This window comes from Streptomyces sp. NPDC006294, assembly GCF_042870895.1.
Classification (GTDB): Bacteria; Actinomycetota; Actinomycetes; order Streptomycetales; family Streptomycetaceae; genus Streptomyces.
The window spans coordinates 60,665-83,128 of record NZ_JBIAHV010000013.1; the positions used below are offsets into that span (position 1 = coordinate 60,665).

Genomic DNA, 22,464 nt, shown 5'->3' on the forward strand with positions numbered 1-22,464 from the left:
TCGGGCACCGTGACTGAGAACGCCCCTGCCGGAGCGAAGGCTCCGAAGAGCGAACAGACCCGCACGCTCATCCTCGAGACCGCGCTCCGGCTCTTCCAGGAACGCGGCTACGACAAGACGACGATGCGGGCCATCGCCAAAGAGGCCGGGGTCTCGGTGGGGAACGCCTACTACTACTTCGGCTCCAAGGAACACCTCGTCCAGGGCTTCTACGACCGGATCGCCGCCGAGCACCAGGCGGCGGTGCGGCCCGTACTGGACAAGGAGACCGACCTCGAGGCCCGGCTGGCGGGCGTGCTCACCGCCTGGCTCGACATCGCCGCGCCGTACCACGAGTTCGCGGCCCAGTTCTTCAAGAACGCGGCCGACCCGGAGAGCCCGCTCAGCCCCTTCTCCCCCGAGTCGGAACACGCCCGCGAGGCCGCCATCGACGTCCACCGGGAGGTGCTGGCCGGGTCGAAGTCGAAGGTGGCGGAGGAACTGCGGGAGGTCCTCCCGGAGTTGATGTGGCTCTCCCAGATGGGCCTCGTCCTGTACTGGGTCTTCGACCGCTCCGAGAACAGCGAACGCAGCAGGCGCCTCGCCCAGCGCGGCGCCCGGCTCACCGCCCGCGGCGTGGCGCTCGCCCGCTTCCGGGTGCTGCGCCCGCTCGTCCACGAAGTGCACGAGCTGTTCACGGACTTCCTGCCGGGCATGGCCCAGACCGTGGCCGCCCGCAAGAAGGACTGAGGCGCGAGGGCTACGCCTGGCGCGAGGCGAGCTCCACGACGGTGATGTCGGACGGCGCGCCCACCCGCACCGGCGGGCCCCACGCGCCCGCGCCACGGGTCACGTAGAGCTGTGTGTCGCCGTAGCGCTCCAGGCCGGCGACGGTGGGATTGGCCAGCTCGGCCAGCAGGTTGCCGGGCCAGAGCTGCCCGCCGTGCGTATGACCGGACAGCTGCAGGTCGACGGCGTGCTCGACGGCGTCGTGGATGACGACCGGCTGGTGCGCGAGGAGCACGGCGGCGCGGGAACGGTCCCGGTCGCCGAGGGCCCGTACGAAGTCGGGGCCCTGGCCCTCCCTCTCGCCGGCCACGTCGTCGACGCCGGCCAGGTCGAAGCCGCGTGCGATCTCGACGCGCTCGTTGCGCAGCGGGCGCAGCCCGAGCTCACGGACGTGGTCGACCCACTCGTCGGCGCCGGAGAAGTACTCGTGGTTGCCGGTCACGAAGAACGAGCCGTGGCGGGCGCGGAGCTGCGCGAGCGGCTCCGCCGCGGACCCGAGGTCGGCGACCGAGCCGTCGACGAGGTCCCCGACGACGGCGACGAGGTCCGGCTGGGTGGCGTTGATCGAGTCGACGATGCGCTGCGTGTGGGAGCGGCCGAGGATCGGCCCGAGGTGGATGTCGCTGACGACGGCGATACGGAAGCCGTGGGCGGCGCGCGGCAGTTTGGCGAGCGGAACGGTGACCCGCTTGACGCTGGGGCCGCGGAGCACGCCGTACGTGCCGTAGCCGACGGTCCCCAGCGCGGCGGCGGCCGCCGCGCCGCCGACGATCCGCGACACGAACAGCCGCCGCGACACGCCGGCGGCGGCCGAGTCGTCGACGCGGCCCGCATCCGGCTCGTCGGCGGAGGCGGTCACGTCCTCGTCCGGCCCGGTCGGCGTCGCGCCGTCGACCGCGACCGCGCCCTCCGCCGGACGGGTCCCTTCACCGGAGGCCCCGGCGGTCTGCGAGGCGGCGGACCCGGCGAGGACCGCGCCCTTGGCGGCGGCGGACCCGGACGTGGCCTGCGCCGAGGAGGCGGCGGCCTCGTCCGGGTGATCGCCGGACGCGGCGGCACGGCGCTCCAGGGCCCTGCGGAGCAGGGGCCGGACCGCCTCGCCCACGACCAGTGCCAGGACCAGGTAGAGCAGCACCGCGAGCCAGAACTGGCCGGGCCACGCCACGATCCGCTGCAGCCAGAAGGGCGCTCCGGCCCGGCCGGAGGTGAGGGCCGCGAGCGACAGCAGGGGCAGTGCCCAGACCACCGCCGTACCGATCCGGCGCGCGGCGGTGCCCCGCACGGTCGTGTCGCGGACCAGCCGGCGCCACACGTACCGGTGGACGGCGGCGAGCAGCGCGAAGACCAGAATGATCACGAGTACGACGACGGCCGTCATGACCGGCTCCCTGTCTCCTGGCCGTTCACTGCCCCCGGACCCGTTCCCCCGCCGCTTCCGCGACGCAGGGCGCGCACCCCGCGCAACCCGATGACCCCGATGACCGTCCCCAGAACAAAGGACGTGACGGCGAGCAGCAGATGGACCCAGAAGTAGCCGGTGGGGTCACCCGCGTCGTCGAAGGCGAGCCCGCCGGCGTCCCGCCACAGGTTCTTGACGAAAGTGATCCAGATGAACCAGCTCCACACCCCGAACACGAGCAGGAACCAGGAGACGGAGCGGCTGAGCTTCATGGACCAAGTATCGCGGCCGTCCTCCGTCCGGGTTCTCCGGGGTGGGCCGTCCCGGCGTCGCTTCCGGCCGAGCAGCGGGCCGATCTCCATATTTTCAACGCGGCCCTGTACGTTCTCGTCCGTGCCTGCTCTGAAAACGACCGCGCGAAGGGCCGCCCTGGCGGTCCTCGCCGCCGCGCTGCTGCCCGCGACGACCGCCGCCCCGGCCTTCGCGGCCACGCACGACGACAATCCCGACCGGAAGAAGGCGAAGCCTCCGGCGATCATGTCCTCGGTCGGCGGCGCCCAGCTCGCCAAGCCGGGCACCCAGGTCCTGCTGGGGCCCGGCGCACCGGTCCTGCCCAAGAGCGTCAGCGGCCGGTCGTGGATAGTGGCGGACGCCGAGAGCGGAGACGTGCTCGCCTCCCACAACGCGCACTGGCGGCTGCCCCCCGCGTCGACGATGAAGATGCTCTTCGCGGACACGCTGCTGCCCAGGCTGCCGAAGACGACCGTCCACAAGGTCGCCCCCGAGGAGCTCGCCGACCTCGGCGCGGGCAGCAGCCTGGTGGGGGTCAAGGAGAACCAGAGCTACACGGTCCACGACCTGTGGCTCGGGGTCTTCCTGCGGTCCGGCAACGACGCCGTCCATGTCCTGGCGGCGATGAACGGCGGCATGAAGAAGTCCGTCGCGGACATGCAGGCGCACGCGGCGGAGCTCCAGGCGCTGGACACCAAGGTCGTCTCCCCCGACGGCTACGACGCCCCCGGCCAGGTCTCGTCCGCGTACGACCTCACGCTGATCGCGCGCAGCGGGATGCAGAAGAAGGACTTCCGCGAGTACTGCTCGACGGTGAGCGCCGACTTCCCGGGGCTGGCGAAGAAGGGCAAGAAGCGCGAGACGTTCAAGATCCAGAACACCAACCGGCTGCTCACGGGCGCGAACGGCGTGACCCCGTACAAGGGCATCGCCGGTGTCAAGAACGGCACCACCACGCAGGCGGGTTCGACATTCACCGGGGTCGCGGAGCGCAACGGCAAGGTGCTGCTCGTCACCGTGATGCACCCCGAGTCGGACGAGAGCATGGCCGTCTACAAGGAGGCGGGCAGGCTGCTCGACTGGGGCTTCGCGGCGGCCGGCAAGGTGACGCCGATCGGTGAGCTCGTCCCGCCGGCGTCGGCGCGGCCCGAGTCCCCCGACCCGGAGCCCGTCAAGGACGACGCGGGCAAGGACAAGGCCGCAGAGCCGGTCGCCGCCTCGCAGACTGGCACCAGCGGCATCGGCATCGCCCTGAGCATCGCCGGAGCCGTGCTGGCAGGGCTGGGGGCCGCGATGTTCCTGCTCAGGCGCCGGTGGCCGCTGCCGGACCGGTCCTCCCGGGAGCCGCGTCCCTGACGGGGCCCTCGCCGTCGGCGGGCTCCTCGTCGGCGGCCTGCTCCTCGCCGCTGCTCGGCGTCGCCGTCCACGCGGCGCAGAACAGCAGCAGTTTCGCCGTGAAGTTGATCCACAGCAGCAGGGCCATCGGGACGCCGAAGGCGCCGTACATGCTGCGGGAGGCGACACCGCTGATGTAGCCGCCGAGCAGCAGCTTGAGCAGCTCGAAGCCGACCGCGCCGATCAGCGCGGCCACGACCAGGCGGCGGCGCGGCGGCTGGACCCCGGGCAGCATGGTCAGGACGTAGAGCAGGATCAGGAAGGTCGCGAGCACGCCGACGGCGACGGCGGCGAGCTGGAGCAGCACTCCGCCGATCCCGCCGTCCGCCAGGCCCAGCCGGTCGGCGGTCCAGCCGACGGTCATGGAGCCGAGCGCGGAGGCCGCGAACGAGGCCAGGCCGATGCCGCCGAGACCGGCCAGCACCCCCACGTCCTTGATCTTGCGGACGACCGGGTTGCCCTCGTCCTCGTCGTCGAGCTCCCACACGGCCCGCAGGCACTCCCGCATCGAGCCGATCCAGCCGACGCCCATGAGCAGCAGCAGCGCACCGGCGACGACACCGACCGTGCCCGCGTTGGCGACCAGGCCGTCGATGTCGAGCTGGTCGGAGATGCCGGGCACCTGCTCGGACAGCTTGTCGTCGAGCCGTTCCAGCGCCTGCTGGTCGAGCGCGGCCGCGACGATCGCCGCGGCGACGGTGATCAGCGGAAAGAGCGCCAGGAAACTGAGGAACGTGACGGCGGCCGCGAGACGCGTCCAGTGGACCCGGTCGAGCGTCTCGTACGACCGCCAGGCATGGGTGCGCATCAGCCGCCGCACCAGCGGGCCGACGACGGGGAGCTTGATCAGCCAGTCCATGCGAGTACGCCTACCCGCCGTCACGCTCCGCAGGCCCGGCGGCACGCCGGTCCCCTCGAGTCGTTACTCGGGGTGACGGGGTCGGTCAGAGGCTGGTGGCGTGCTCGTCGACCGGGGCGCCCTGGGTGGGCACGCTCGAGATGCCGCCCCCGAAGGCGTACGTGCTGAGCTTGCGCCACACGGCGTCCTCGCCCTGCTCGTAGAGCGCGAAGGAGGCGCAGGTCCACTCCGCGCGGTACTCGGACAGCTCCTCGTAGGCGCGGTCCATGGCCTCCTCGGAGATGCCGTGTGCCACCGTCACATGCGGGTGGTAGGGGAACTGCAGCTCGCGCACCAGCGGCCCGGACGCGTCCCGCACCCGCTTCTGCAGCCAGGTGCAGGCGGCGCCGCCCTCGACCACCTGCACGAAGACGACGGGCGAGAGCGGTCGGAAGGTCCCGGTGCCGGAGAGCCGCATCGGGAACGGCCTGCCGGCCGCCGCGACGGCCTGCAGATGCGCCTCCACGGCGGGCAGCAGGGACGAGTCGACCTCGGTGGGCGGCAGCAGGGTGACGTGGGTCGGAATGCCGTGCGCGGCGGGATCACCGAAGCCCGCGCGCCGCTCCTGGAGCAGGCTGCCGTAGGGCTCCGGGACCGCGATCGAAACGCCGAGCGTTACGGTCCCCACGTCGTTCTCCTCAGGTGTCGGTGCCGAAGCTGTCGGTACGGATCGGTGAGCGGGTGTGCAGCCGCCAGTGTGGCGGCTGCACCCTCGGTGTGGCCAGAGTCCTTGGACACAGGCCCTCGGACTCTGCCGGTTCTGTGCGGCTCGGTGCTGCGGCGTCAGTGCCGCGGCTCAGTGCTTCGCGGGGACGAATCCCAGCTTGTCGTACGCGTCCGCCAGCGTCTCCGCCGCGACCGCGCGCGCCTTCTCCGCGCCCTTGGCCAGGATCGAGTCCAGCGTCTCCGTGTCGTCCAGGTATTCCTGCGTACGGGTGCGGAAGGGTGTGACGAAGTCGACCATCACCTCGGCGAGGTCGGTCTTGAGCGCACCGTAGCCCTTGCCCTCGTACTTCTGCTCCAGATCGGCGATCGTCGTACCCGTGAGGGTGGAGTAGATGGTGAGCAGGTTGCTGACGCCCGGCTTCTCCTCGGCGTCGAAGCGGATCACCGTGTCGGTGTCGGTGACCGCGCTCTTGACCTTCTTCGCGGTGGTCTTCGGCTCGTCCAGCAGGTTCACCAGGCCCTTGGGCGTGGAGGCCGACTTGCTCATCTTGATCGACGGGTCCTGGAGGTCGTAGATCTTGGCGACCTCCTTGACGATGTACGGCGCCGGGACCGTGAACGTGTGACCGAAACGGCCGTTGAAGCGCTCCGCGAGGTCGCGGGTCAGCTCGACGTGCTGGCGCTGGTCCTCGCCGACCGGCACCGCGTCTGCCTGGTACAGCAGGATGTCGGCGACCTGGAGGATCGGGTACGTGAACAGGCCCACGGTGGCCCGGTCGGCGCCCTGCCTGGCCGACTTGTCCTTGAACTGGGTCATGCGGGCGGCCTCGCCGAAGCCCGTGAGGCAGTTCATGACCCAGCCGAGCTGGGCGTGTTCGGGGACGTGGCTCTGGACGAAGAGCGTGCACCGCTCCGGGTCGAGGCCGGCCGCGAGCAGCTGGGCCGCGGCGAGTCGGGTGTTCGCACGCAGCTCCGCCGGGTCCTGCGGCACGGTGATCGCATGCAGGTCCACGACCATGTAGAACGCGTCGTGGGTGTCTTGCAGCGCGACGTACTGGCGGATGGCGCCGAGGTAGTTCCCGAGGTGGAACGAACCGGCGGTGGGCTGGATACCGGAGAGCGCGCGGGGTCGGGATGAGGCCATGCACACCATTCTCTCAGGTGCGGAACCGATCTCCGGCCGCCGGTGTATCAAAGGTGTGAGGACGCGGGAGGGGACCCTCGAGCGGGGTCCGGAGGGGGGCCGCATCGTCGATGCCGAGGGCGCGGTGATCGCCCGTGTGCGCGCCGGGGAGCCGGAGGCGTACGCGGAGCTGGTCCGCGCCCACACGGCGGTCGCGCTGCGTGCCGCGGTGGTGTTCGGAGCGGGCCCGGACGCGGAGGACGTGGTGCAGAGCGCCTTCCTCAAGGCGTATCAGGCGCTGGGGAGCTTCCGGGACGGGGCGGCGTTCCGGCCGTGGCTGCTGCGGATCGTGGCCAATGAGACGAGGAACACGGTGCGTTCCGCGGCGCGGCGGCGCGCCGTCGCCGACCGGGAGGCGCTGCTGCTCGGGCCCGAGCCGCTGATACCGGAGTCGGCGGACCCGGCGCTGGCCGCCGTGGCGCGGGAGCGGCGGGGGCTCCTGCTGACGGCGCTGGCGGAGCTGAGCCAGGAGCAGCGGCAGGTCGTGGTCCACCGGTATCTGCTGGAGATGGACGAGGCGGAGACGGCCGACGCGATCGGCTGCCCGCGGGGGACGGTGAAGTCCCGGCTGAACCGCGCGCTGGCGCGGCTGGCGCAGCGCATGGACGTGGCCCGGCGGACGGACGGTGAGGGAGGTGAGGGGCATGACTGACGGGGACGGCGGCTCCGGCCGGCACGAGGAGCTGGCGGAGGAGCTGCGCGGGCTGGGCCGCGGGATCCGGATCCCGGACGTGGACGGCGAGACGATGGCGGAGCGGGTGCTGGCGCAGCTCCTCGCCGAGTCGGCCCCGGCCCCCGCGCCGCCGGTGCGGCGGCGGGCGGTGCGGTGGCTGCGCGGACGGTGGCGTGCGTTGACCGTGGGCCTGTCCGGCGTGCTGGTGGTCCTGGTGCTCACCCCGCCGGTGCGGGCCGGGGTCGCGGACTGGTTCGGCTTCGGCGGGGTCGAGGTGCGCCACGACCCGACGGCCCCGCCGCGAGCGGCCCCGGCGGTGCCCTGGTGCACCGACCCGGTCCCGCTCTCGGAGGCCGGCCGGCGGGCCGGTTTCACGCCCTGGGTGCCGGGCGCACTCGGCCCTCCGGAGGCCGTGTCGGTGACCGTGGGGCCGCACGGGCGGTCGGTGGTGAGCCTGTGCTGGCGCGAGGACGGCCGTACGGTCCGGCTGGACGAGTTCCCGGCCAGGCTGGACCTGGGATTCGCGAAGCAGTCCCGGCTGATGCCGCAGTGGGTGACCCTCGCCGACGACGGCACGGCGCTGTGGTTCGAGGAGCCCCATCAGCTGCGCTTCGGAATGACCGACGCACGCGGCGAGGGCTGGGTGCGGGCCGAGCGGACCGCGGGCCCGACGCTGCTGTGGACGACCGGGGACGGGCGGACCACGCTGCGGCTGGAGGGCGTGGCATCGGTGCAGCGGGCCAGGGCGGTGGCCGAGTCGGCGGAAGGTGGAACCTCGGGCGCTCGGGCGGTGTACCAGAGATGACGCGGGGCCGGACGGTCCGGGCCGGGCGTCGGCTGGGGGAAACATGCGACTGGTACGACGACTTGCCGCACTGATGGCGGTGCTCGCCCTGACGTGGGCGTTCGCGCCCGGCGCCGCGGCCGGGGGGCCGACGAGCGTTCTGCTCTCCTCACCGGAGAGCGGCGAGACGACGGCGCTGTACTACTCCGACGCGCAGTACGAGGAGCTGTCGGCCCTGCTGGGCTCCACCGGCGCCGCCGTCCAGCGGGAACGGCCACCGTCGCTGGACATGCCGGTCGGGACACGGCTGATCAATGTGACGTGGATGATCCACGACGTGGAGCCGTGGCGCGTCGACCGCGTGTATCCGGCCGAGGGCGCGGACGCCGTATGGATACACACCTCGTCGAAGCCGGGCGCCGAGACGGGCACGTGGCACCGGTCCGTGCAGCCGAAGGAACTGACCGGACTGCTGACGAAGCTGGGCCTGATGGGCGCGAAGTCGCCCTCCGGCGGCGGCGGGGCGGGCTATCCGCCCGCGTGGGAACAGGACGGAAGCGCGCCGGAGGACCCGGCGGAGGCGGCGGCCACCGCGGCTGACCCGCCGACCACCACGGGCTGGTGGTGGTCCCTCCCGGGCCTTGCGGCGGGCGCGGCCCTTGCCATAACCCTCCGCCCCTTGGCGACCCGCCTCCCCCGACTGCCCTTCAGGGGCCCCCGGCGGGACGACCCGGGTCCACGGCAACAGCTCGTGGACAACTGAGCGACGCGCGGCCGGACCGCCTGGGGCCGGTCGCGCGGAGCCCGGACCGAGACGGATCTGCGCCACCGGCCCGGCGGGCGCGGCCCGGTGGCGCGGAGCTCGTGCGTACCGGCTGGGCCCGGGTGCCGGGGCGCCGGCCCCCGGGCGCCCTTGGGGTCTGGGGCGGAGCCCCAGTTTCGGGAAGGGGCGGGGTGGGGGGCGTCTCCTCCACCCGCGCCCGCCCACCGGCGGGACCGAAAGGTCCCACCGGACGGCGGCGTCGGGCCGGGCCCGGGCGGACCCGGGCCCCGGCTCCGACACCGCGGGAGGGACCGGAGGGGCGCCCCGGGCGCGGGCGGGTCGTCAGGTGGGCAGGCCGGGGGCCGGGTACGCGCTCATCAGGTCCGCCACCTCCGCGCGGACCGCGGCCAGCTCGCCCTCGTCCCCCTTGCCCGCCGCGACGACGCCCCGCTCGATCCACGCGGCGACCGCGGCCATGTGCTCCGTGCCGAGACCACGGGAGGTGAGGGACGGCGTGCCGAGACGGATGCCGGAGGGGTCGAAGGGCTTCCTCGGGTCGTACGGGACGGTGTTGTAGTTGACGACGACGCCCGCCCGGTCCAGCGCCTTGGCCGCGACCTTGCCGGGGACGTCCTTGGAGGTGAGGTCCATCAGGATCAGGTGGTTGTCGGTGCCGCCGGAGACCAGGTCGAAGCCACGGGCGAGCAGCTCGCCGGCGAGTGCCTTGGCGTTGGCGACGACCTGCGCGGCGTAGTCGCGGAAGGAGGGCAGGGACGCCTCGTGGAGGGCGACGGCGATCGCGGCGGTGGTCTGGTTGTGCGGGCCGCCCTGCAGGCCGGGGAAGACGGCCTTGTCGATGGCCTTGGCGTGCTCCTCGCGGGCCATGAGCATCGCGCCGCGCGGCCCGCGGAGGGTCTTGTGGGTGGTGGTGGAGACGATGTCGACGTGGGGCACGGGCGACGGATGGGCGCCGCCCGCGATCAGGCCCGCGATGTGCGCGACGTCGGCGACCAGCACGGCCCCGGCCTCGCGCGCGATCTCCGCGAAGGCGGCGAAGTCGATCGTGCGCGGCAGCGCGGTGCCGCCGCAGAAGATGACCTTGGGCCGTTCTTTGAGCGCCAGGTCCCGCACCTCGTCGAAGTCGATGAGGCCGGTGTCCTCGCGTACGCCGTACTGGACGCCGCGGAACCACTTGCCGGTGGCGGAGACGCCCCAGCCGTGGGTGAGGTGGCCGCCCATCGGCAGCGCCATGCCCATCACGGTGTCGCCGGGCTCGGCGAAGGCGAGATAGACGGCGAGGTTGGCCGGGGAGCCGGAGTAGGGCTGGACGTTGGCGTGGTCGACGCCGAAGAGGGACTTGGCGCGGGCGACGGCGAGCAGCTCGACCTGGTCGATGTTCTGCTGGCCCTCGTAGTACCGGCGGCCGGCGTAGCCCTCGCTGTACTTGTTCTGCAGGACGGTGCCGGACGCCTCCAGCACGGCCTGCGAGACGTAGTTCTCGCTCGGGATCAGCCGCAGCGTGTCGGCCTGGAGCCGCTCCTCCGCGCCGACGAGCGACGCGAGCTCGGGGTCGGTGGCCGAGAGCGCGGGATGGGAGAGGGGCAGGGTCATGGGTGTCCTCCGGGACGGTCCGTGACGGTCGTGGTCCCGGGGTGCCCAGGCGGTCGACACCACGTGCTCTGCCCGCGCGGCTCCCTCGGGGTCGCTTCCCCGTACGCCAGTCGCCGCGCGTGGCCACCACAGTAGCGGCCGGACGGGGGGCCGCGCGGGGCGTTCCACACTGCGAGCCGCGCACGGAGCGGGACGATGGAGAGGAGACCGGGCACGACGAAGCAGACCCCGCGGCCCGTCCCGCCCCGCCTTGCGGGAGAGAGCCGTCCACGACGATCGGAGGACCCGTGCCGAGCACGACAGCCGCCTTCGCCTCGGCCGAGGCGCACAGCGCGCACAACTACCACCCGTTGCCGGTCGTCGTCGCCACGGCGGACGGCGCCTGGATGACGGATGTCGAGGGCCGCCGCTTCCTCGATCTGCTCGCCGGGTACTCGGCGCTCAATTTCGGGCATGGCAACCGCCGGCTGATCGAGGCGGCCAAGGCGCAGCTCGACCGGGTCACGCTGACCTCCCGCGCGTTCCACCACGACCGGTTCGGCGACTTCTGCGCGCAGCTCGCCGAGTTGTGCGGCATGGAGATGGTCCTGCCGATGAACACCGGCGCGGAGGCGGTGGAGACGGCCGTCAAGACCGCCCGCAAGTGGGGCTACCGGGTCAAGGGGGTACCGGCCGACATGGCGAAGATCGTCGTGGCGGCCGACAACTTCCACGGCCGGACGACCACGCTCATCAGTTTCTCCACCGACCCGGAGGCACGGGCGGACTACGGGCCGTACACCCCTGGTTTCGAGATCGTCCCGTACGGGGACCTGACCGCGCTGGAGTCGGCGGTCACGGAGAACACGGTCGCCGTGCTGCTGGAACCCGTCCAGGGCGAGGCGGGTGTGGTGGTCCCGCCGGCGGGCTACCTCGCCGGCGTCCGCAGGATCACCCGCGAGCGGAACGTGCTGTTCGTCGCGGACGAGATCCAGTCGGGGCTGGGCCGGACCGGAACGACCTTCGCCTGCGAACACGAGGGCGTGGTGCCGGACATGTACGTACTCGGCAAGGCGCTCGGCGGCGGCGTGGTGCCGGTGTCCGCCGTGGTGTCCTCGGCCGAGGTGCTGGGCGTCCACCGGCCGGGCGAGCACGGTTCGACGTTCGGCGGGAATCCGCTGGCCTGCGCCGTCGCCCTGGAGGTGGTCGCGATGCTGCGCACCGGCGAGTTCCAGCGGCGCGCCGCCGAACTGGGTGACCACCTCCAGCGCGAGCTGCGCCCGCTGATGGACACCGGCGCGGTGACGGCGGTGCGGGGGCGCGGTCTGTGGGCGGGTGTGGACATCGCGCCGGAGCACGGCACCGGCCGGGAGGTCTCGGAGCGGCTGGTCGACCTCGGGGTGCTGGTGAAGGACACCCATGGGCCGACGATCCGGATCGCCCCGCCGCTGGTGATCAGCAAGGAGGACCTGGACTGGGGCCTGGACCGGATCCGCGCCGTGCTGACCGGCTGACGGGTGCGTGTGCGGCGCGGCCCGGCGCCCGGCCGGCGGTGTGACCGGTCTACCCCAGGGCCCGGCACAGCGCGTCCAGCGCGCCCGCCCACGCGCTGTCCGGCGGGGTGGCGTAGCCGACGACGAGGGCGTCCCTGCCGGGCGCGGTGTCCGGGTGCCGGAAGTGGCCGAGCGGCTCGACGGCCAGGCCCTGCCACGCCGCCGCCCGTACGGCCGACTGCTCGGTCCCCGGCGGCAGTTCGAGCACCGCGTGGAGCCCGGCGGCGATCCCGCTCACCCGGAGACCGGGTGCGTGGGCGGCGAGCTGCCGCACCAGCTCGTCGCGGCGGCGCCGGTAGCGCAGCCGCATCCCCCGTACATGCCGGTCGTACGCACCGGAGGTGATGAACTCCGCGAGCGTGAGCTGGTCCGGGGTGCTCGACATCCAGGCGTTGCCGCCCTTGGCCTCCAGCACCTCGTCGACCAGGTCCGGCGGCAGCACCATCCACGCCAGCCGCAGCCCGGGGGCCAGCGACTTGCTCGCCGTGCCCAGGTAGACCACATGCTCCGGGTCGAGGCCCTGGAGCGCGCCGACGGGCTGGCGGTCGTAGCGGAACTCCCCGTCGTAGTCGTCCTCCAGGATCACGCCGCCCGTCCGGCGCGCCCAGTCGACGGCCGCCGCCCGCCGGTCGGGGTGCAGCGGCAGCCCCACGGGGAACTGGTGGGCGGGCGTCATCAGGACGGCTCCGGCGCCCCGCAGCTCGTTCTCGCCCAACCCGGCGGTGTCGGTGCCCAGTTCATCGAGGGGCAGTACCGGGGTGCGCAGCCCGGCCTCGGTCAGCAGGTCGCGGTGCACGTCGAGTCCGTAGGACTCGACGGCCACGTCCCTGACCCGCCGCTGCCGCAGCACCTTGCCCATCAGTGCGAGGCCGTGCACGAAGCCCGCGCAGATCACGATGCGTTCGGGGTCCGCGTACACGCCGCGTGCCCGTGCCAGGTAGTCGGCGAGCACGGTCCGCAGTTCGACGCGGCCGCGCGGGTCCCCGTAGCCGAAGGCGTCGTGGGGTGCGGCGGTGAGCGCCCTGCGGGCCGCCTTGAGCCACTCCGCGCGCGGGAACGAGGCCAGGTCGGGGCTGCCGGGGAGGAGGCTGTACGCGGGCCGGCCGCGCGCCGGGCGCGCCCTGACCGCGCCGGTGGCGGCCTTGCGCGGCGCGGACCGGCGCGCCACCCGCGTACCGGACCCCTGCCGCGCCGTGAGCCAACCCTCCGCGACCAGCTCCGCGTACGCGTCGGCGACGGTGTTGCGGGCGATCCCGAGGTCGGCGGCGAGCGAACGGGACGACGGCAGCCGGACCCCCGGCGCGAGCCTCCCGCCGCGCACCGCCTCCCGCAGGGCCTCGGTCAGTCCCTGCCGCAGCCCGGGTCCGCGCAGTTCGAGGTGGAGGTCCGCGCCGACCGCCCGGAAGGCGTCAGAGGCGGCCGGGGTGCCGTCGGAGGCGGAAGTGGCCCGGTAATCCGTCATGGAAGTGGACCATACCGCTGCGCCACTGCCGTCCTACGGTCGTACCCATGACGACCACGAACGAGCCCAAGGCCCCCGAGCAGGCCCCTCGCATCCGCTGGACCGAGCACGCCCCCGACGTCTACAAGGCCATGGTCAAGCTGGACCAGGCGTCCCGTAAGCATCTCGACCCGGTGCTGCTGGAGCTGGTGAAGATCCGCGCGTCGCAGATCAACCACTGTGCCTTCTGCCTCGACATGCACAGCAAGGACGCGCTGGCGGCCGGCGAGTCGGTGGAGCGGATCGTGCAGCTCGCCGCCTGGGAGGAGTCCCGGCACTTCTACACGGAGAAGGAGATCGCCGCGCTCGAGCTGACCGAGGCGGTGACGGTGCTCACCGACGGTTTCGTCCCCGACGAGGTCTTCGAGAAGGCCGCCAAGCACTTCGACGAGACCGAACTGGCCCATCTCATTTCGGCGATCACGGTCATCAACGCCTGGAACCGCTTCGGCGTGACGGCCCGGCTGACCCCCGGTCACTACACGCCCGGCTCGCCGAAGCACTGAGCCGAACCACCGAACCACTGAACCGAAGCACCGAAGCACCGAAGCACCGAACCGAGGGGACGCGATGTCCACGAAGGCACAGGCGTTCCGCGCCCTGCACCACGGCCGTGAGGCCGGCGATCCGCTCGTACTGCCCGGACCGTGGGACGCCGCGAGCGCCCGCGCCTTCGCCGACGCCGGTTTCCCCGCACTCGCCACGCCGAGCGCGGGGGTCTCGGCGTCGCTGGGGTACGCGGACGGCGACACTCCGGCCGAGGAGATGTTCGCGGCCGTGGCCCGGATCGCACGCGCCGTCGACGTGCCCGTGAGCGCGGACGTCGAGGACGGTTACGGCCTGCCGCCGGGAGAACTGGTGGCCCGCCTCCTGGACACGGGCGCGGTCGGCTGCAACCTCGAGGACACCGACCGTGCGACGAAGACGCTCAAGGACCCCCGCCGGCACGCCGACTGGCTGGCGGAGGTCCGTACGGCGGCGGGCGAGGACCTCTTCGTGAACGCCCGCGTCGACACGTTCCTGCGCGGCGTGGACGACCCGGACGAGGCCGTCGAGCGCATCCGGCTGTATGCGGAGGCGGGCGCGGACTGCGTCTATCCGATCACCGTCCCGGCCGGGCGGCTGCCGCTGCTGCGGGCCGCGACGGCCGTGCCGATCAACGTGTTCGCCTCGGCGTCCCCGGGCGACCCGCCGGTGGCCGAGCTCGGCCGACTGGGCGCGACGCGGATCACCTTCGGCCCGGGGCTGCAGCGCCGGGCGCAGGCGGCGGTGGCGGACATCGCCCGCGAGCTGTACGGGCAGGGGCCTGGGGCCGCGAAGCTCTGAAGTGGCTCGACTGCGTTGAGCCGCGGGCCGGTCGCGGGCCGGTCGCGGGACACGATCACCGTATGTTCGACATCGGCAAGCAGGAGCAGTCGGTGATCGTGGTGCGGGATGCGGACGCCCACGCCCGGTGGGCCCGCACCGGGCCCGCGCTCCGGCCCGTACCGGGCCCGGAAAGCCGGCAGCCCCGGACCCGTCGGGTCCGGGGCCGCAGTGCCGGTTGCGGGACCGGCGGGCGTCAGGCCGCCGTGGGCCGCCCGGGCCGGGGGCGTGGCACCCGCGGCGCCCACCCCGGCCCCTGGCCCGGTCTCACCTGGGGCGTTACTTCTTCGGCAGCCAGGTCTTCCACGTCGCCTCGTTGGCCTTGACCCACTTCTCGGCCGCGGCCTCGGGGGACATCTTCTCCCCGGCGATCATCTGCGCGACCTCGTTCTGCTGCTCGGTCGACCACTTGAAGTTCTTCAGGAACTCCGCCGCGTCCCCGCCGTTCTTCGCGAAGTCGGCGTTGAGGAACTTCTGCAGCGGGGTGTTCGGGTACGCGCAGGCGATCTTCTTCGGGTCGGCGTCGCAGCCCTCCTTGTACTCGGGGAGCTTGACCTCGACGAGCTCGACCTCGGCGTTCAGCCACTGCGGCGTCCACCAGTACGTCAGGAAGGGCTTCTCGTCCTTGACGTACTTCTTGATGGCCGTGATCTGCGCGGCCTCTGAGCCCGCGTAGTTCGTCTTGAGGTTCAGGCCGAGGTTCTTGATGATCGCGTCGTCGTTGGTGACGTAGTCCGGGGAGCCCTCGAGGATCTCGCCCTTGTCGCCGCTCTCGGCGGTGGCGAACTCCTTGGCGTACTTGTTGAGGTTCTTCCAGTCCGTCACGTCGGGGTGCGCGTCGGCGAAGTACTTGGGCACGAACCAGCCGATGTGGCCGGTGACACCGAGGTCGCCGCCCGAGACGACGGTCTTCTTGTCCTCGATGTACCGCTTCTCTTCCTTGGGGTGACCCCAGTCCTCCATGATCGCGTCGACGTCGCCCTTGGAGAGCGCGTCCCAGGCGAGGACCTCGCCCATCTGCTGCGACTTGACGGTGTAGCCGAGTTCCTTCTCCAGGAGGTGCGCGGCGACGGCCGTGTTGGCCTGCGCGCCGACCCAGGAGGGAACGGTCAGCTTGACGGTCTTGTCGCCGCCGGCCGCGTCCTTGCTCTTGCCGGTGTCGGCGGCGCCGCACGCACTGAGGGTGAGGATGCCCAGGGCGCCGACGAGGGCGGTGGCGGTGCGGATGGTTCTGGTGCGGTTTCGCATGATGGTGCTCCTGCTGTTGGTGACGGGGACGTCGGTGGTGGGTCTGTGGTGGTTCACGCCGGTCATGGGCGCTTCCGGGTCGCGGGCTGGGTGACCCGGTCGAGGACGAGGCCGAGGCAGACGATCGCCAGGCCGGCGGTCATGCCGAGGCCCATCTCGCCGCGGGACAGGCCCTTGACCACGTCGTAGCCGAGCGCCCCTCCGCCGACGAGCGCGCCGACGACGACCACGGCCAGGACCAGCACGACGCCCTGGTTGACGGCGAGCTGAAGGGCCGGGCGGGCGAGCGGCAGCTGGACCTGGAAGAGCTGCTGCCTGGTCGACGCGCCGAGCGAGCGCGCCGCCTCCATGGCCGCGGGGTCGACCTCGCGCAGCCCCTGGGCGGTGATACGCACGACGGCGGGCAGCGCGTACACGACGGCGGCGATGATGGCCGAGGCCCTGGTGACGCCGAAGAGCGCCACGACCGGGATCAGGTACACGAACTGCGGCATCGTCTGCATCGCGTCGAGCACCGGCCGCAGCATGCGTTCCAGGCGCCCGGCGCGGGCGGACACGACACCCACGAACACGCCGACGACCAGGGTGACGACCAGCGCGGCCAGCACCTGCGAGAGGGTGTTCAGGGACTTGGTCCAGACGCCGAGGACGCCGATCGCCGACATGGCGAGCGTGGCGGTCAGGGCGGTCGCCCAGGTGCCGACGATCCAGGCCAGGGCCGCGACGATCAGCAGGACCGACCACCAGGGCAGCCAGAGCAGGCCGTCCCGCAGCGGGTTGAGGATCCACACGGTGAACTGCTCCGACCAGACCTCGGTGCCGCCGAGGACCGGGATGCCGGAGGAGACGTGCTCGGTGATCCAGCTCTGCGCCTTGTTCACGGGCGTGGAGATGTTGAACGTCCACGCCTCGGGCCACGCCCCGCCGATCAGGAACCGGGCGGAGACGGCCACGGCGACACCCGCCGCGACCAGGCCCCAGGCGGAGCGGCCGTGCAGCAGTCCGCCGCCGGGGGCGCTCTGGCCGATCCGGTCGCCGGCCGCGGCCGTCGTGCGGTCCAGCCAGATGGCGATCAGCACGATCGGGATACCGGCGGTCAGCGCCTTGCCGACGTCGACGGTGGAGAGCGCCGAGTAGACCTCTTCACCGAGGCCGCCCGCGCCGACGAGGGCGGCGATGACGACCATCGACAGCGCCATCATGATCGTCTGGTTGAGACCGAGCAGCATCTGCTTGCGGGCGAGCGGCACCCGCGCGGTCCGCAGCCGCTGCCACGGGCTCGCGCCGAGCGACGCGGACGCCTCGATCACCGAGGGGTCTGCGCCGCGCAGTCCGAGCGCGGTGAGCCGGGCCATGGGCGGGGCGGCGTAGATGACGGTGCAGAACAGCGCGGCCGGTGTGCCGGTGCCGAAGACCAGCACGAACGGCAGCAGGTACGCGAAGGCCGGCAGGACCTGCATGGTGTCGAGCACCGGCCGCAGCGCGCGGTTGATCCGGTCGGACAGGCCGGCCGCCAGGCCGATCAGCACGCCCAACAGTGCGGCCAGCGCCACGGCGACGACCATCAGCGCGATGGTCAGCAGCGTGGCGTCCCACATGCCCAGGAGCCCGCAGAGGGCGAACGCGCCGAAGGCCGTCGCGGCGACCTTGGCGCCGGCGCGGCCGAGTCCGGCGGCGCGCCAGGCGGCGAGGACGCCGACGGCGAGGACGCCGAGCCAGCCCATGGAGTGCAGCACGTCGTACACGCCGCCGACCGCGTCGGTGGCGCTGTTGGACAGGTGCAGCAGGAAGTAGAGGAAGAGCGGGTGGGAGTCGCGGTTGTCGATCACCCACCGGTTGGCGTCGTCGAGCGGCCCGGAGATGTCGATGTGGAGCGCCGCAGGCCAGCTGCCGCTGCCCCACAGCGCGATCCCGGCGGGCACGAGCACGACCGCGAGCGCGGCGAGCGCCAGCAGCTTGCCCTTCACGGGGTGGCGCAGCGCGGCGCGGAACGACGGGCCGGTGATGTTCTTCTTCTCCGCGGCGGGCGCGGACACGGCGGCGGTCATCGCGGCCACCGCCCGTCGGTGTTCCGGCGGCGTGCCGGACGCGTTGTGCGGATCACGCGGCGACCTCCTGGGCGGCGGTGATGCCCGCCACGACCCCCAGCAGGTCCGCGTGGCCGACGACGCCCAGGCACCGGCCGTCCTCGACGACGCGGGCGGTCTGCCCGGTGCGGGCCACCGCCTCGATCGCCTCGAAGACGGTCGCGCCGGGGGCGAGCGCGGGGCCGCCCTCGCCCTCGTCGCCCTCGGCGGGCCGCATGGCGGTGCGCACGGTCATGACCTGCTCACGCGGCACGTCGCGGACGAAGTCCCGTACGTACTCGTCGGCGGGGGCGCCCACGATCTCCTCCGGGGTGCCCAGCTGGACGATCCGGCCGTCGCGCATCAACGCGATCCGGTCGCCCAGTTTGAGCGCCTCGCTCAGGTCGTGGGTGATGAAGACCATCGTGCGGCCCTCCTCGCGGTGCAGGCGGATGACCTCTTCCTGCATGTCGCGGCGGATCAGCGGGTCGAGTGCGCTGAACGGCTCGTCGAAGAGCAGCACCTCGGGGTCCACGGCGAGGGCCCGTGCCAGCCCGACACGCTGCTGCTGGCCGCCGGACAGCTGGCCGGGCCTGCGGTTCTCCAGGCCCTCCAGGCCGACCTTCGCGACGACGTCGGCGGCGCGCGAGCGGCGCGCGGCCCGGCCCATGCCCTGGATCTCCAGGCCGTAGGCGACGTTGTCGAGGACCGACTTGTGCGGCAGCAGACCGAAGTGCTGGAAGACCATGGAGGCACGGTGGCGGCGCAGTTCGCGCAGCCGCGTGGTGTCCATGGAGAGCACGTCCTCGCCGTCGATGGCGATCGATCCGGACGTCGGCTCGATCAGCCGGGTCAGGCAGCGCACCAGCGTGGACTTTCCGGAGCCGGAGAGGCCCATGACGACGAACACCTCGCCCTTGCGGACGTCGAAGGAGACGTCGCGCACGGCGGCGGTGCAGCCGGTGCGTTCGCGCAGCTCGGTGGGGGCCAGGGCGGCGAGCTCGGGGTCGGCCGGGACCTTGGCGGCCTTCGGGCCGAAGACCTTCCACAGGTCGCGGACGGAGAAGACGGGCGGCTCCCCGCCGGACGCGGCGTCACCGCCGGGTCCGGGCGCGTCCGACGCCTTGGCGACGGACACGCCCGCGTCCGCGGTCTTCAGCTCCGGCTCCGACTCCGTCGAATCGGTTTTCGTGGGATCTGACTTCATCGGTTCCCGCCCCTCTTGTCGGCTTCCGCGCCCAGCAGGTCAGCGCATTTCTCCCCGACCATCAGGACGCCGATCATCGGATTGACGGCCGTCATGGTCGGGAAGACGGACGCGTCGGCGATCCGGACGCCGTCAAGGCCCCGGATCTTCAAGTCGGGTGCCACGACCGCGAGTTCGTCGTCGGCGGCGCCCATCCGGCAGGTGCCGGCCGGGTGGTAGACGGTGTGCGCGACCTTGCGCGCGTACTCGCTGATGTCCTCGTCGGAGGTGACCTCCGGACCCGGGCAGACCTCGCGCTTCAGCCACCCGGCGAGCGGCTCCCGCGCCGCGATCTCGCGGGCGAGCCTGATCCCGTCGACGAGGGTGCGGCCGTCGTAGTCGTCCTCGTCGGTGAAGTACCGGAAGTCCAGCGCCGGCTTGACCTCGGGGTCCGCGCTGGTCAGGTGGAGCCGGCCGCGGCTGCGGGGCTTGGGGATGTTCGGGGTCATCGACACGCCGTGCGCGGGGCGTTCGTAGCCGAGCCGCTCCGGGTTGTCGGTGAACGGGACCTGGTAGAAGTGGAACATCAGGTCGGGGCCCTCGGACGCGGGGTCGCGGCGTACGAAGAGGCCGGCGTCGCTGTCCATCGCGGAGTTCTCCGGGATGGGCCCGTGGGTCTCCCAGACGATGACCGACTCGGGGTGGTCGAGCAGGTTCTCGCCGACGCCCGGCAGGTCGTGCACGACGGGTATGCCGAGCTTCTCCAGGTCGGCGCGCGGTCCGATGCCGGAGTGCATCAGCAGCCGGGGCGTGTCGACGGCGCCCGCGCACACCAGCACCTCGCGCCGTGCCCGTACGACCCGCTCCTCGCCGTCCTTGGCGCGGACGTGCACGCCCGTCGCCCGCGTCCCGTCCAGCTCCAGCCGGTACGCCCAGGTCTCCAGGGCGATGTGCAGGTTCGGCCGGTCGAGGAACGGGTGCAGATAGGCGACCGACGCCGACGAACGCTTGTTGTTCTCCGGGTGGTACGCCAGGTCGAAGAAGCCGACGCCCTCGTGGAAGGGCTTCTTGTTGAAGCCCTCGACGCGCGGCACCTGGAGCGCGGTCTGCGCGGCGTCGACGAAGTCGCGGGCGATCGCGTTCCGGTCGGCCTCGTCGACGGGAACGATGTTGTTGCGCAGCTTGTGGAAGTACGGGTCCATGGCCGCGGCGTCCCAGCCGTCGGCGCCGGCCTCGGCCCACTCGTCCCAGTCGGACGGCAGCGGCTTGAACGCGATGAGGGTGTTGTGCGACGAGCAGCCGCCGAGCACGCGGGCGCGGCTGTGCCGGATGTGCGAGTTGCCGCGCGGCTGCTCGGTGGTCGGGTAGTCGTAGTCGAGTTCCCCGCCGAGCAGGCCCATCCAGCGGCGCAGGGTCAGCACGTCGTCACGGCCGACGTCGCTCGGGCCGCCCTCGATGACGGCCACGGTGACACCGGGGTCCTCGGTGAGCCGTGAGGCGATCACCGAGCCGGCGGTGCCGCCGCCGACGACGACATAGTCGTACTCGTGGATGTGGTCGGTCATGGTGTGTGCTTTTCCTTGGCTCAGCCCGCGAACCAGCGCACGGGGCGCGGGGCGAGGTTCTGATAGATGTGCTTCGCCTCGCGGTACTCGGCGAGTCCGGTGGGCCCCAGCTCGCGTCCGATGCCGGACTTGCCGAAGCCGCCCCACTCCGCCTGCGGCAGGTAGGGGTGGAAGTCGTTGATCCAGACGGTGCCGTGCCGCATCAGGCGGGCCATCCGCCGGGCCCGTCCGGCGTCGGCCGTCCAGACGCCGCCGGCGAGGCCGTACTCGGTGTCGTTGGCGAGCGCCAGGGCCTCTTCCTCGGTACGGAAGGTCTCGACGGTCAGGATCGGCCCGAAGATCTCCTCGCGGATCACACGCATGGAGCGGTGGCAGTGGTCGAGGACGGTCGGCCGGTAGAAGTAGCCGGGGCCGTCGGGCTTTTCGCCGCCGGCCCGCAGGACGGCGCCTTCCGCGAGGGCGGAGGCGACGAAGTCCTGGGTCTTGGCGAGCTGCTGCGCGGAGACGAGCGGACCGCACTCGACGCCCTCGTCGGTGCCGCGGCCGAGCCGGATCTTCTCGGCCCTGCGGGCGATCTCGGCGACGAAGCGCTCGCGCAGCGACTCCTCGACGATGAGCCGCGAACCGGCGGAGCAGACCTGCCCGCTGTGGATGAAGGCGGCGTTGAGCGCCTGGTCGACGGCGGTGTCGAAGCCCTCGGGGGTGGTGCAGGCGTCGGCGAAGACCACGTTCGGGTTCTTGCCGCCGAGCTCCAGGGCGACCTTCTTGACGCCCTCCGCGGCGGCGTGGGCGACCTTCGTACCGCTGACGAGCCCCCCGGTGAAGGACACCATGTCCACGTCGGGGTGGTCGGCCAGCCGGGCGCCGACGGGGTCGCCGGCGCCGGTGACGATGTTGGCGACACCGGCGGGCAGTCCGGCCTCGACCAGCAGACCGATCAGCGCGACGGTGGTCAGCGGGGTGATCTCGCTGGGCTTGACCACAAAAGTATTGCCCGCGGCGAGGGCCGGGGCGATCTTCCAACTCGCTTGGAGGAGTGGGTAGTTCCACGGCGTGATGAGGGAGCACACACCGAGTGGTTCGTGTACCACCACGCTGTGGACGTCGTCGGAGCCGGCGTCGACGACGCGTCCGCCGCTCTCGTTCATGACGAGGTCCGCGAAGTAGACGAAGGCGTCGCGCACGCAGTCCACGTCCACGCGGCCCTCTTCGAGGGTCTTGCCCGCGTCCTGGCTCTCCAGGGCGCCGATCTTCTCCCGGTCCCGCTCGAGGAGCGCGGCGACCCGGCGCAGCAGTGCCGCACGCTCGGCGACCGGGGTCCGCGGCCACGGCCCGTTGTCGAACGCGTCACGCGCGGCGGCGACGGCGGCGTCCGTGTCCGCGAGGCCACCCTCCGCGACGACGGCGCATACGGTCGCGTCGACGGGGTCGATGATCTCGCGCGTGGCGCCGGAAGCGGCTGTCCGCCACTCTCCGCCCACATGGATGGTCCTTTGCACTGCCGACACGTCGCCTTTTGCCCTTCGTCTTCCGCTTTGTTCCACCGGTCGTCCGACCCAGCGATCTGGCC

At 72.5% G+C, this 22,464-nt stretch carries 20 protein-coding genes and 1 riboswitch; of the genes, 8 read left to right on the top strand and 12 right to left on the bottom strand.

Going from position 1 to position 22,464, the window contains the following annotated elements; genetic code table 11:
* The first annotated feature begins 9 nt into the window (after positions 1–9).
* The gene (locus ACFYOP_RS23320) at positions 10–729 is read left to right on the top strand and encodes a TetR family transcriptional regulator (protein ID WP_356895430.1); all 720 of its coding nucleotides are present in this window, start codon (positions 10–12) and stop codon (positions 727–729) included.
* 10 nt (positions 730–739) lie between these two features.
* Here ACFYOP_RS23320 and ACFYOP_RS23325 read toward each other — a convergent pair whose 3' ends face one another.
* On the bottom strand, positions 740–2,146 hold the full coding sequence (locus ACFYOP_RS23325; RefSeq protein ID WP_356895428.1) for a metallophosphoesterase: 1,407 nt from the start codon (positions 2,144–2,146) through the stop codon (positions 740–742).
* The gene (locus tag ACFYOP_RS23330; RefSeq protein ID WP_356895426.1) at positions 2,143–2,439 is read right to left on the bottom strand and encodes an SCO4848 family membrane protein; all 297 of its coding nucleotides are present in this window, start codon (positions 2,437–2,439) and stop codon (positions 2,143–2,145) included. Before ACFYOP_RS23330 ends, ACFYOP_RS23325 begins: the two co-directional genes overlap by 4 nt.
* A 121-nt stretch (positions 2,440–2,560) precedes the next feature.
* Between ACFYOP_RS23330 and ACFYOP_RS23335 the strand changes: the two genes are divergently transcribed.
* On the top strand, positions 2,561–3,814 hold the full coding sequence (locus ACFYOP_RS23335; RefSeq protein WP_356895424.1) for a D-alanyl-D-alanine carboxypeptidase: 1,254 nt from the start codon (positions 2,561–2,563) through the stop codon (positions 3,812–3,814).
* Here ACFYOP_RS23335 and ACFYOP_RS23340 read toward each other — a convergent pair.
* The 3 genes from ACFYOP_RS23340 to trpS form a co-directional block, all read right to left on the bottom strand.
* Positions 3,762–4,712, bottom strand: a complete 951-nt coding sequence (locus ACFYOP_RS23340) for a YihY/virulence factor BrkB family protein (protein WP_356895422.1) — start codon at positions 4,710–4,712, stop codon at positions 3,762–3,764. The two genes, ACFYOP_RS23335 and ACFYOP_RS23340, sit on opposite strands and share 53 nt — an antisense overlap.
* An 85-nt stretch (positions 4,713–4,797) precedes the next feature.
* Positions 4,798–5,379 (bottom strand): 2'-5' RNA ligase family protein, encoded by a 582-nt coding sequence (locus ACFYOP_RS23345; protein WP_356895420.1) that lies wholly within the window; start codon positions 5,377–5,379, stop codon positions 4,798–4,800.
* Positions 5,380–5,547: 168 nt separating this feature from the next.
* Positions 5,548–6,561 carry a tryptophan--tRNA ligase gene (gene trpS, locus ACFYOP_RS23350; protein WP_356895418.1) on the bottom strand — a complete coding sequence of 338 codons (1,014 nt, stop codon included), beginning with the start codon at positions 6,559–6,561 and terminating at the stop codon, positions 5,548–5,550.
* A gap of 55 nt (positions 6,562–6,616) precedes the next feature.
* Between trpS and ACFYOP_RS23355 the strand changes: the two genes are divergently transcribed.
* From ACFYOP_RS23355 to ACFYOP_RS23365, 3 genes are read left to right on the top strand one after another with little or no spacing between them, the layout of a single operon-like run.
* A complete protein-coding gene (locus ACFYOP_RS23355) occupies positions 6,617–7,252 on the top strand; it encodes an RNA polymerase sigma factor (protein WP_388452631.1) in 636 nt (211 codons plus the stop codon).
* On the top strand, positions 7,245–8,078 hold the full coding sequence (locus ACFYOP_RS23360) for a hypothetical protein (RefSeq protein ID WP_356895414.1): 834 nt from the start codon (positions 7,245–7,247) through the stop codon (positions 8,076–8,078). Before ACFYOP_RS23355 ends, ACFYOP_RS23360 begins: the two co-directional genes overlap by 8 nt.
* Positions 8,079–8,121: 43 nt before the next feature.
* Positions 8,122–8,820 carry a hypothetical protein gene (locus ACFYOP_RS23365; protein ID WP_356895412.1) on the top strand — a complete coding sequence of 233 codons (699 nt, stop codon included), beginning with the start codon at positions 8,122–8,124 and terminating at the stop codon, positions 8,818–8,820.
* A gap of 342 nt (positions 8,821–9,162) precedes the next feature.
* Here the strand turns inward: ACFYOP_RS23365 and glyA are convergent, their stop codons facing one another.
* Positions 9,163–10,431 carry a serine hydroxymethyltransferase gene (gene glyA, locus ACFYOP_RS23370; protein ID WP_356895410.1) on the bottom strand — a complete coding sequence of 423 codons (1,269 nt, stop codon included), beginning with the start codon at positions 10,429–10,431 and terminating at the stop codon, positions 9,163–9,165.
* Positions 10,432–10,467: 36 nt separating this feature from the next.
* A riboswitch (ZMP/ZTP riboswitch) is annotated at positions 10,468–10,555 on the bottom strand.
* Between the two features lie 163 nt (positions 10,556–10,718).
* Between glyA and rocD the strand changes: the two genes are divergently transcribed.
* The gene (gene rocD, locus ACFYOP_RS23375) at positions 10,719–11,924 is read left to right on the top strand and encodes an ornithine--oxo-acid transaminase (protein ID WP_356895408.1); all 1,206 of its coding nucleotides are present in this window, start codon (positions 10,719–10,721) and stop codon (positions 11,922–11,924) included.
* 49 nt (positions 11,925–11,973) lie between these two features.
* On the opposite strand, the gene ACFYOP_RS23380 is transcribed toward rocD, so the two are convergent.
* On the bottom strand, positions 11,974–13,425 hold the full coding sequence (locus ACFYOP_RS23380) for a PLP-dependent aminotransferase family protein (protein ID WP_356895406.1): 1,452 nt from the start codon (positions 13,423–13,425) through the stop codon (positions 11,974–11,976).
* 47 nt (positions 13,426–13,472) lie between these two features.
* Between ACFYOP_RS23380 and ACFYOP_RS23385 the strand changes: the two genes are divergently transcribed.
* Complete coding sequence (locus ACFYOP_RS23385; RefSeq protein WP_356895404.1) at positions 13,473–13,970, top strand: carboxymuconolactone decarboxylase family protein; 498 nt, start codon at positions 13,473–13,475, stop codon at positions 13,968–13,970.
* Positions 13,971–14,034: 64 nt separating this feature from the next.
* Positions 14,035–14,790: an isocitrate lyase/phosphoenolpyruvate mutase family protein gene (locus ACFYOP_RS23390; protein ID WP_356895402.1), complete on the top strand. Its 756-nt coding sequence runs from the start codon at positions 14,035–14,037 to the stop codon at positions 14,788–14,790.
* Between the two features lie 318 nt (positions 14,791–15,108).
* On the opposite strand, the gene ACFYOP_RS23395 is transcribed toward ACFYOP_RS23390, so the two are convergent.
* The 5 genes from ACFYOP_RS23395 to ACFYOP_RS23415 form a co-directional block, all read right to left on the bottom strand.
* Entirely contained in the window at positions 15,109–16,077 is a 969-nt protein-coding gene (locus ACFYOP_RS23395; protein WP_356895400.1) for an ABC transporter substrate-binding protein, read from the bottom strand.
* Between the two features lie 62 nt (positions 16,078–16,139).
* Positions 16,140–18,125: an ABC transporter permease subunit gene (locus tag ACFYOP_RS23400; protein ID WP_356895398.1), complete on the bottom strand. Its 1,986-nt coding sequence runs from the start codon at positions 18,123–18,125 to the stop codon at positions 16,140–16,142.
* Between the two features lie 52 nt (positions 18,126–18,177).
* Complete coding sequence (locus ACFYOP_RS23405) at positions 18,178–19,350, bottom strand: glycine betaine/L-proline ABC transporter ATP-binding protein (RefSeq protein ID WP_356895396.1); 1,173 nt, start codon at positions 19,348–19,350, stop codon at positions 18,178–18,180.
* Positions 19,347–20,894 carry a GMC oxidoreductase gene (locus ACFYOP_RS23410; protein ID WP_356895394.1) on the bottom strand — a complete coding sequence of 516 codons (1,548 nt, stop codon included), beginning with the start codon at positions 20,892–20,894 and terminating at the stop codon, positions 19,347–19,349. The genes ACFYOP_RS23405 and ACFYOP_RS23410 overlap by 4 nt, the downstream gene beginning before the upstream one ends.
* Before the next feature lie 20 nt (positions 20,895–20,914).
* Positions 20,915–22,402, bottom strand: a complete 1,488-nt coding sequence (locus ACFYOP_RS23415) for an aldehyde dehydrogenase family protein (RefSeq protein ID WP_356895392.1) — start codon at positions 22,400–22,402, stop codon at positions 20,915–20,917.
* Positions 22,403–22,464 lie beyond the last annotated feature (62 nt).

Coding starts and splice junctions, on each gene's coding strand:
- ACFYOP_RS23405 (WP_356895396.1), bottom strand. CDS start 19,350: ATGAAGTCAGATCCCACGAAAACCGATTCGACGGAGTCGGAGCCGGAG.
- ACFYOP_RS23390 (WP_356895402.1), top strand. CDS start 14,035: ATGTCCACGAAGGCACAGGCGTTCCGCGCCCTGCACCACGGCCGTGAG.
- glyA (WP_356895410.1), bottom strand. CDS start 10,431: ATGACCCTGCCCCTCTCCCATCCCGCGCTCTCGGCCACCGACCCCGAG.
- ACFYOP_RS23410 (WP_356895394.1), bottom strand. CDS start 20,894: ATGACCGACCACATCCACGAGTACGACTATGTCGTCGTCGGCGGCGGC.
- ACFYOP_RS23385 (WP_356895404.1), top strand. CDS start 13,473: ATGACGACCACGAACGAGCCCAAGGCCCCCGAGCAGGCCCCTCGCATC.
- ACFYOP_RS23325 (WP_356895428.1), bottom strand. CDS start 2,146: ATGACGGCCGTCGTCGTACTCGTGATCATTCTGGTCTTCGCGCTGCTC.
- ACFYOP_RS23365 (WP_356895412.1), top strand. CDS start 8,122: ATGCGACTGGTACGACGACTTGCCGCACTGATGGCGGTGCTCGCCCTG.
- ACFYOP_RS23380 (WP_356895406.1), bottom strand. CDS start 13,425: ATGACGGATTACCGGGCCACTTCCGCCTCCGACGGCACCCCGGCCGCC.
- ACFYOP_RS23330 (WP_356895426.1), bottom strand. CDS start 2,439: ATGAAGCTCAGCCGCTCCGTCTCCTGGTTCCTGCTCGTGTTCGGGGTG.
- ACFYOP_RS23340 (WP_356895422.1), bottom strand. CDS start 4,712: ATGGACTGGCTGATCAAGCTCCCCGTCGTCGGCCCGCTGGTGCGGCGG.
- ACFYOP_RS23360 (WP_356895414.1), top strand. CDS start 7,245: ATGACTGACGGGGACGGCGGCTCCGGCCGGCACGAGGAGCTGGCGGAG.
- trpS (WP_356895418.1), bottom strand. CDS start 6,561: ATGGCCTCATCCCGACCCCGCGCGCTCTCCGGTATCCAGCCCACCGCC.
- ACFYOP_RS23400 (WP_356895398.1), bottom strand. CDS start 18,125: ATGACCGCCGCCGTGTCCGCGCCCGCCGCGGAGAAGAAGAACATCACC.
- ACFYOP_RS23395 (WP_356895400.1), bottom strand. CDS start 16,077: ATGCGAAACCGCACCAGAACCATCCGCACCGCCACCGCCCTCGTCGGC.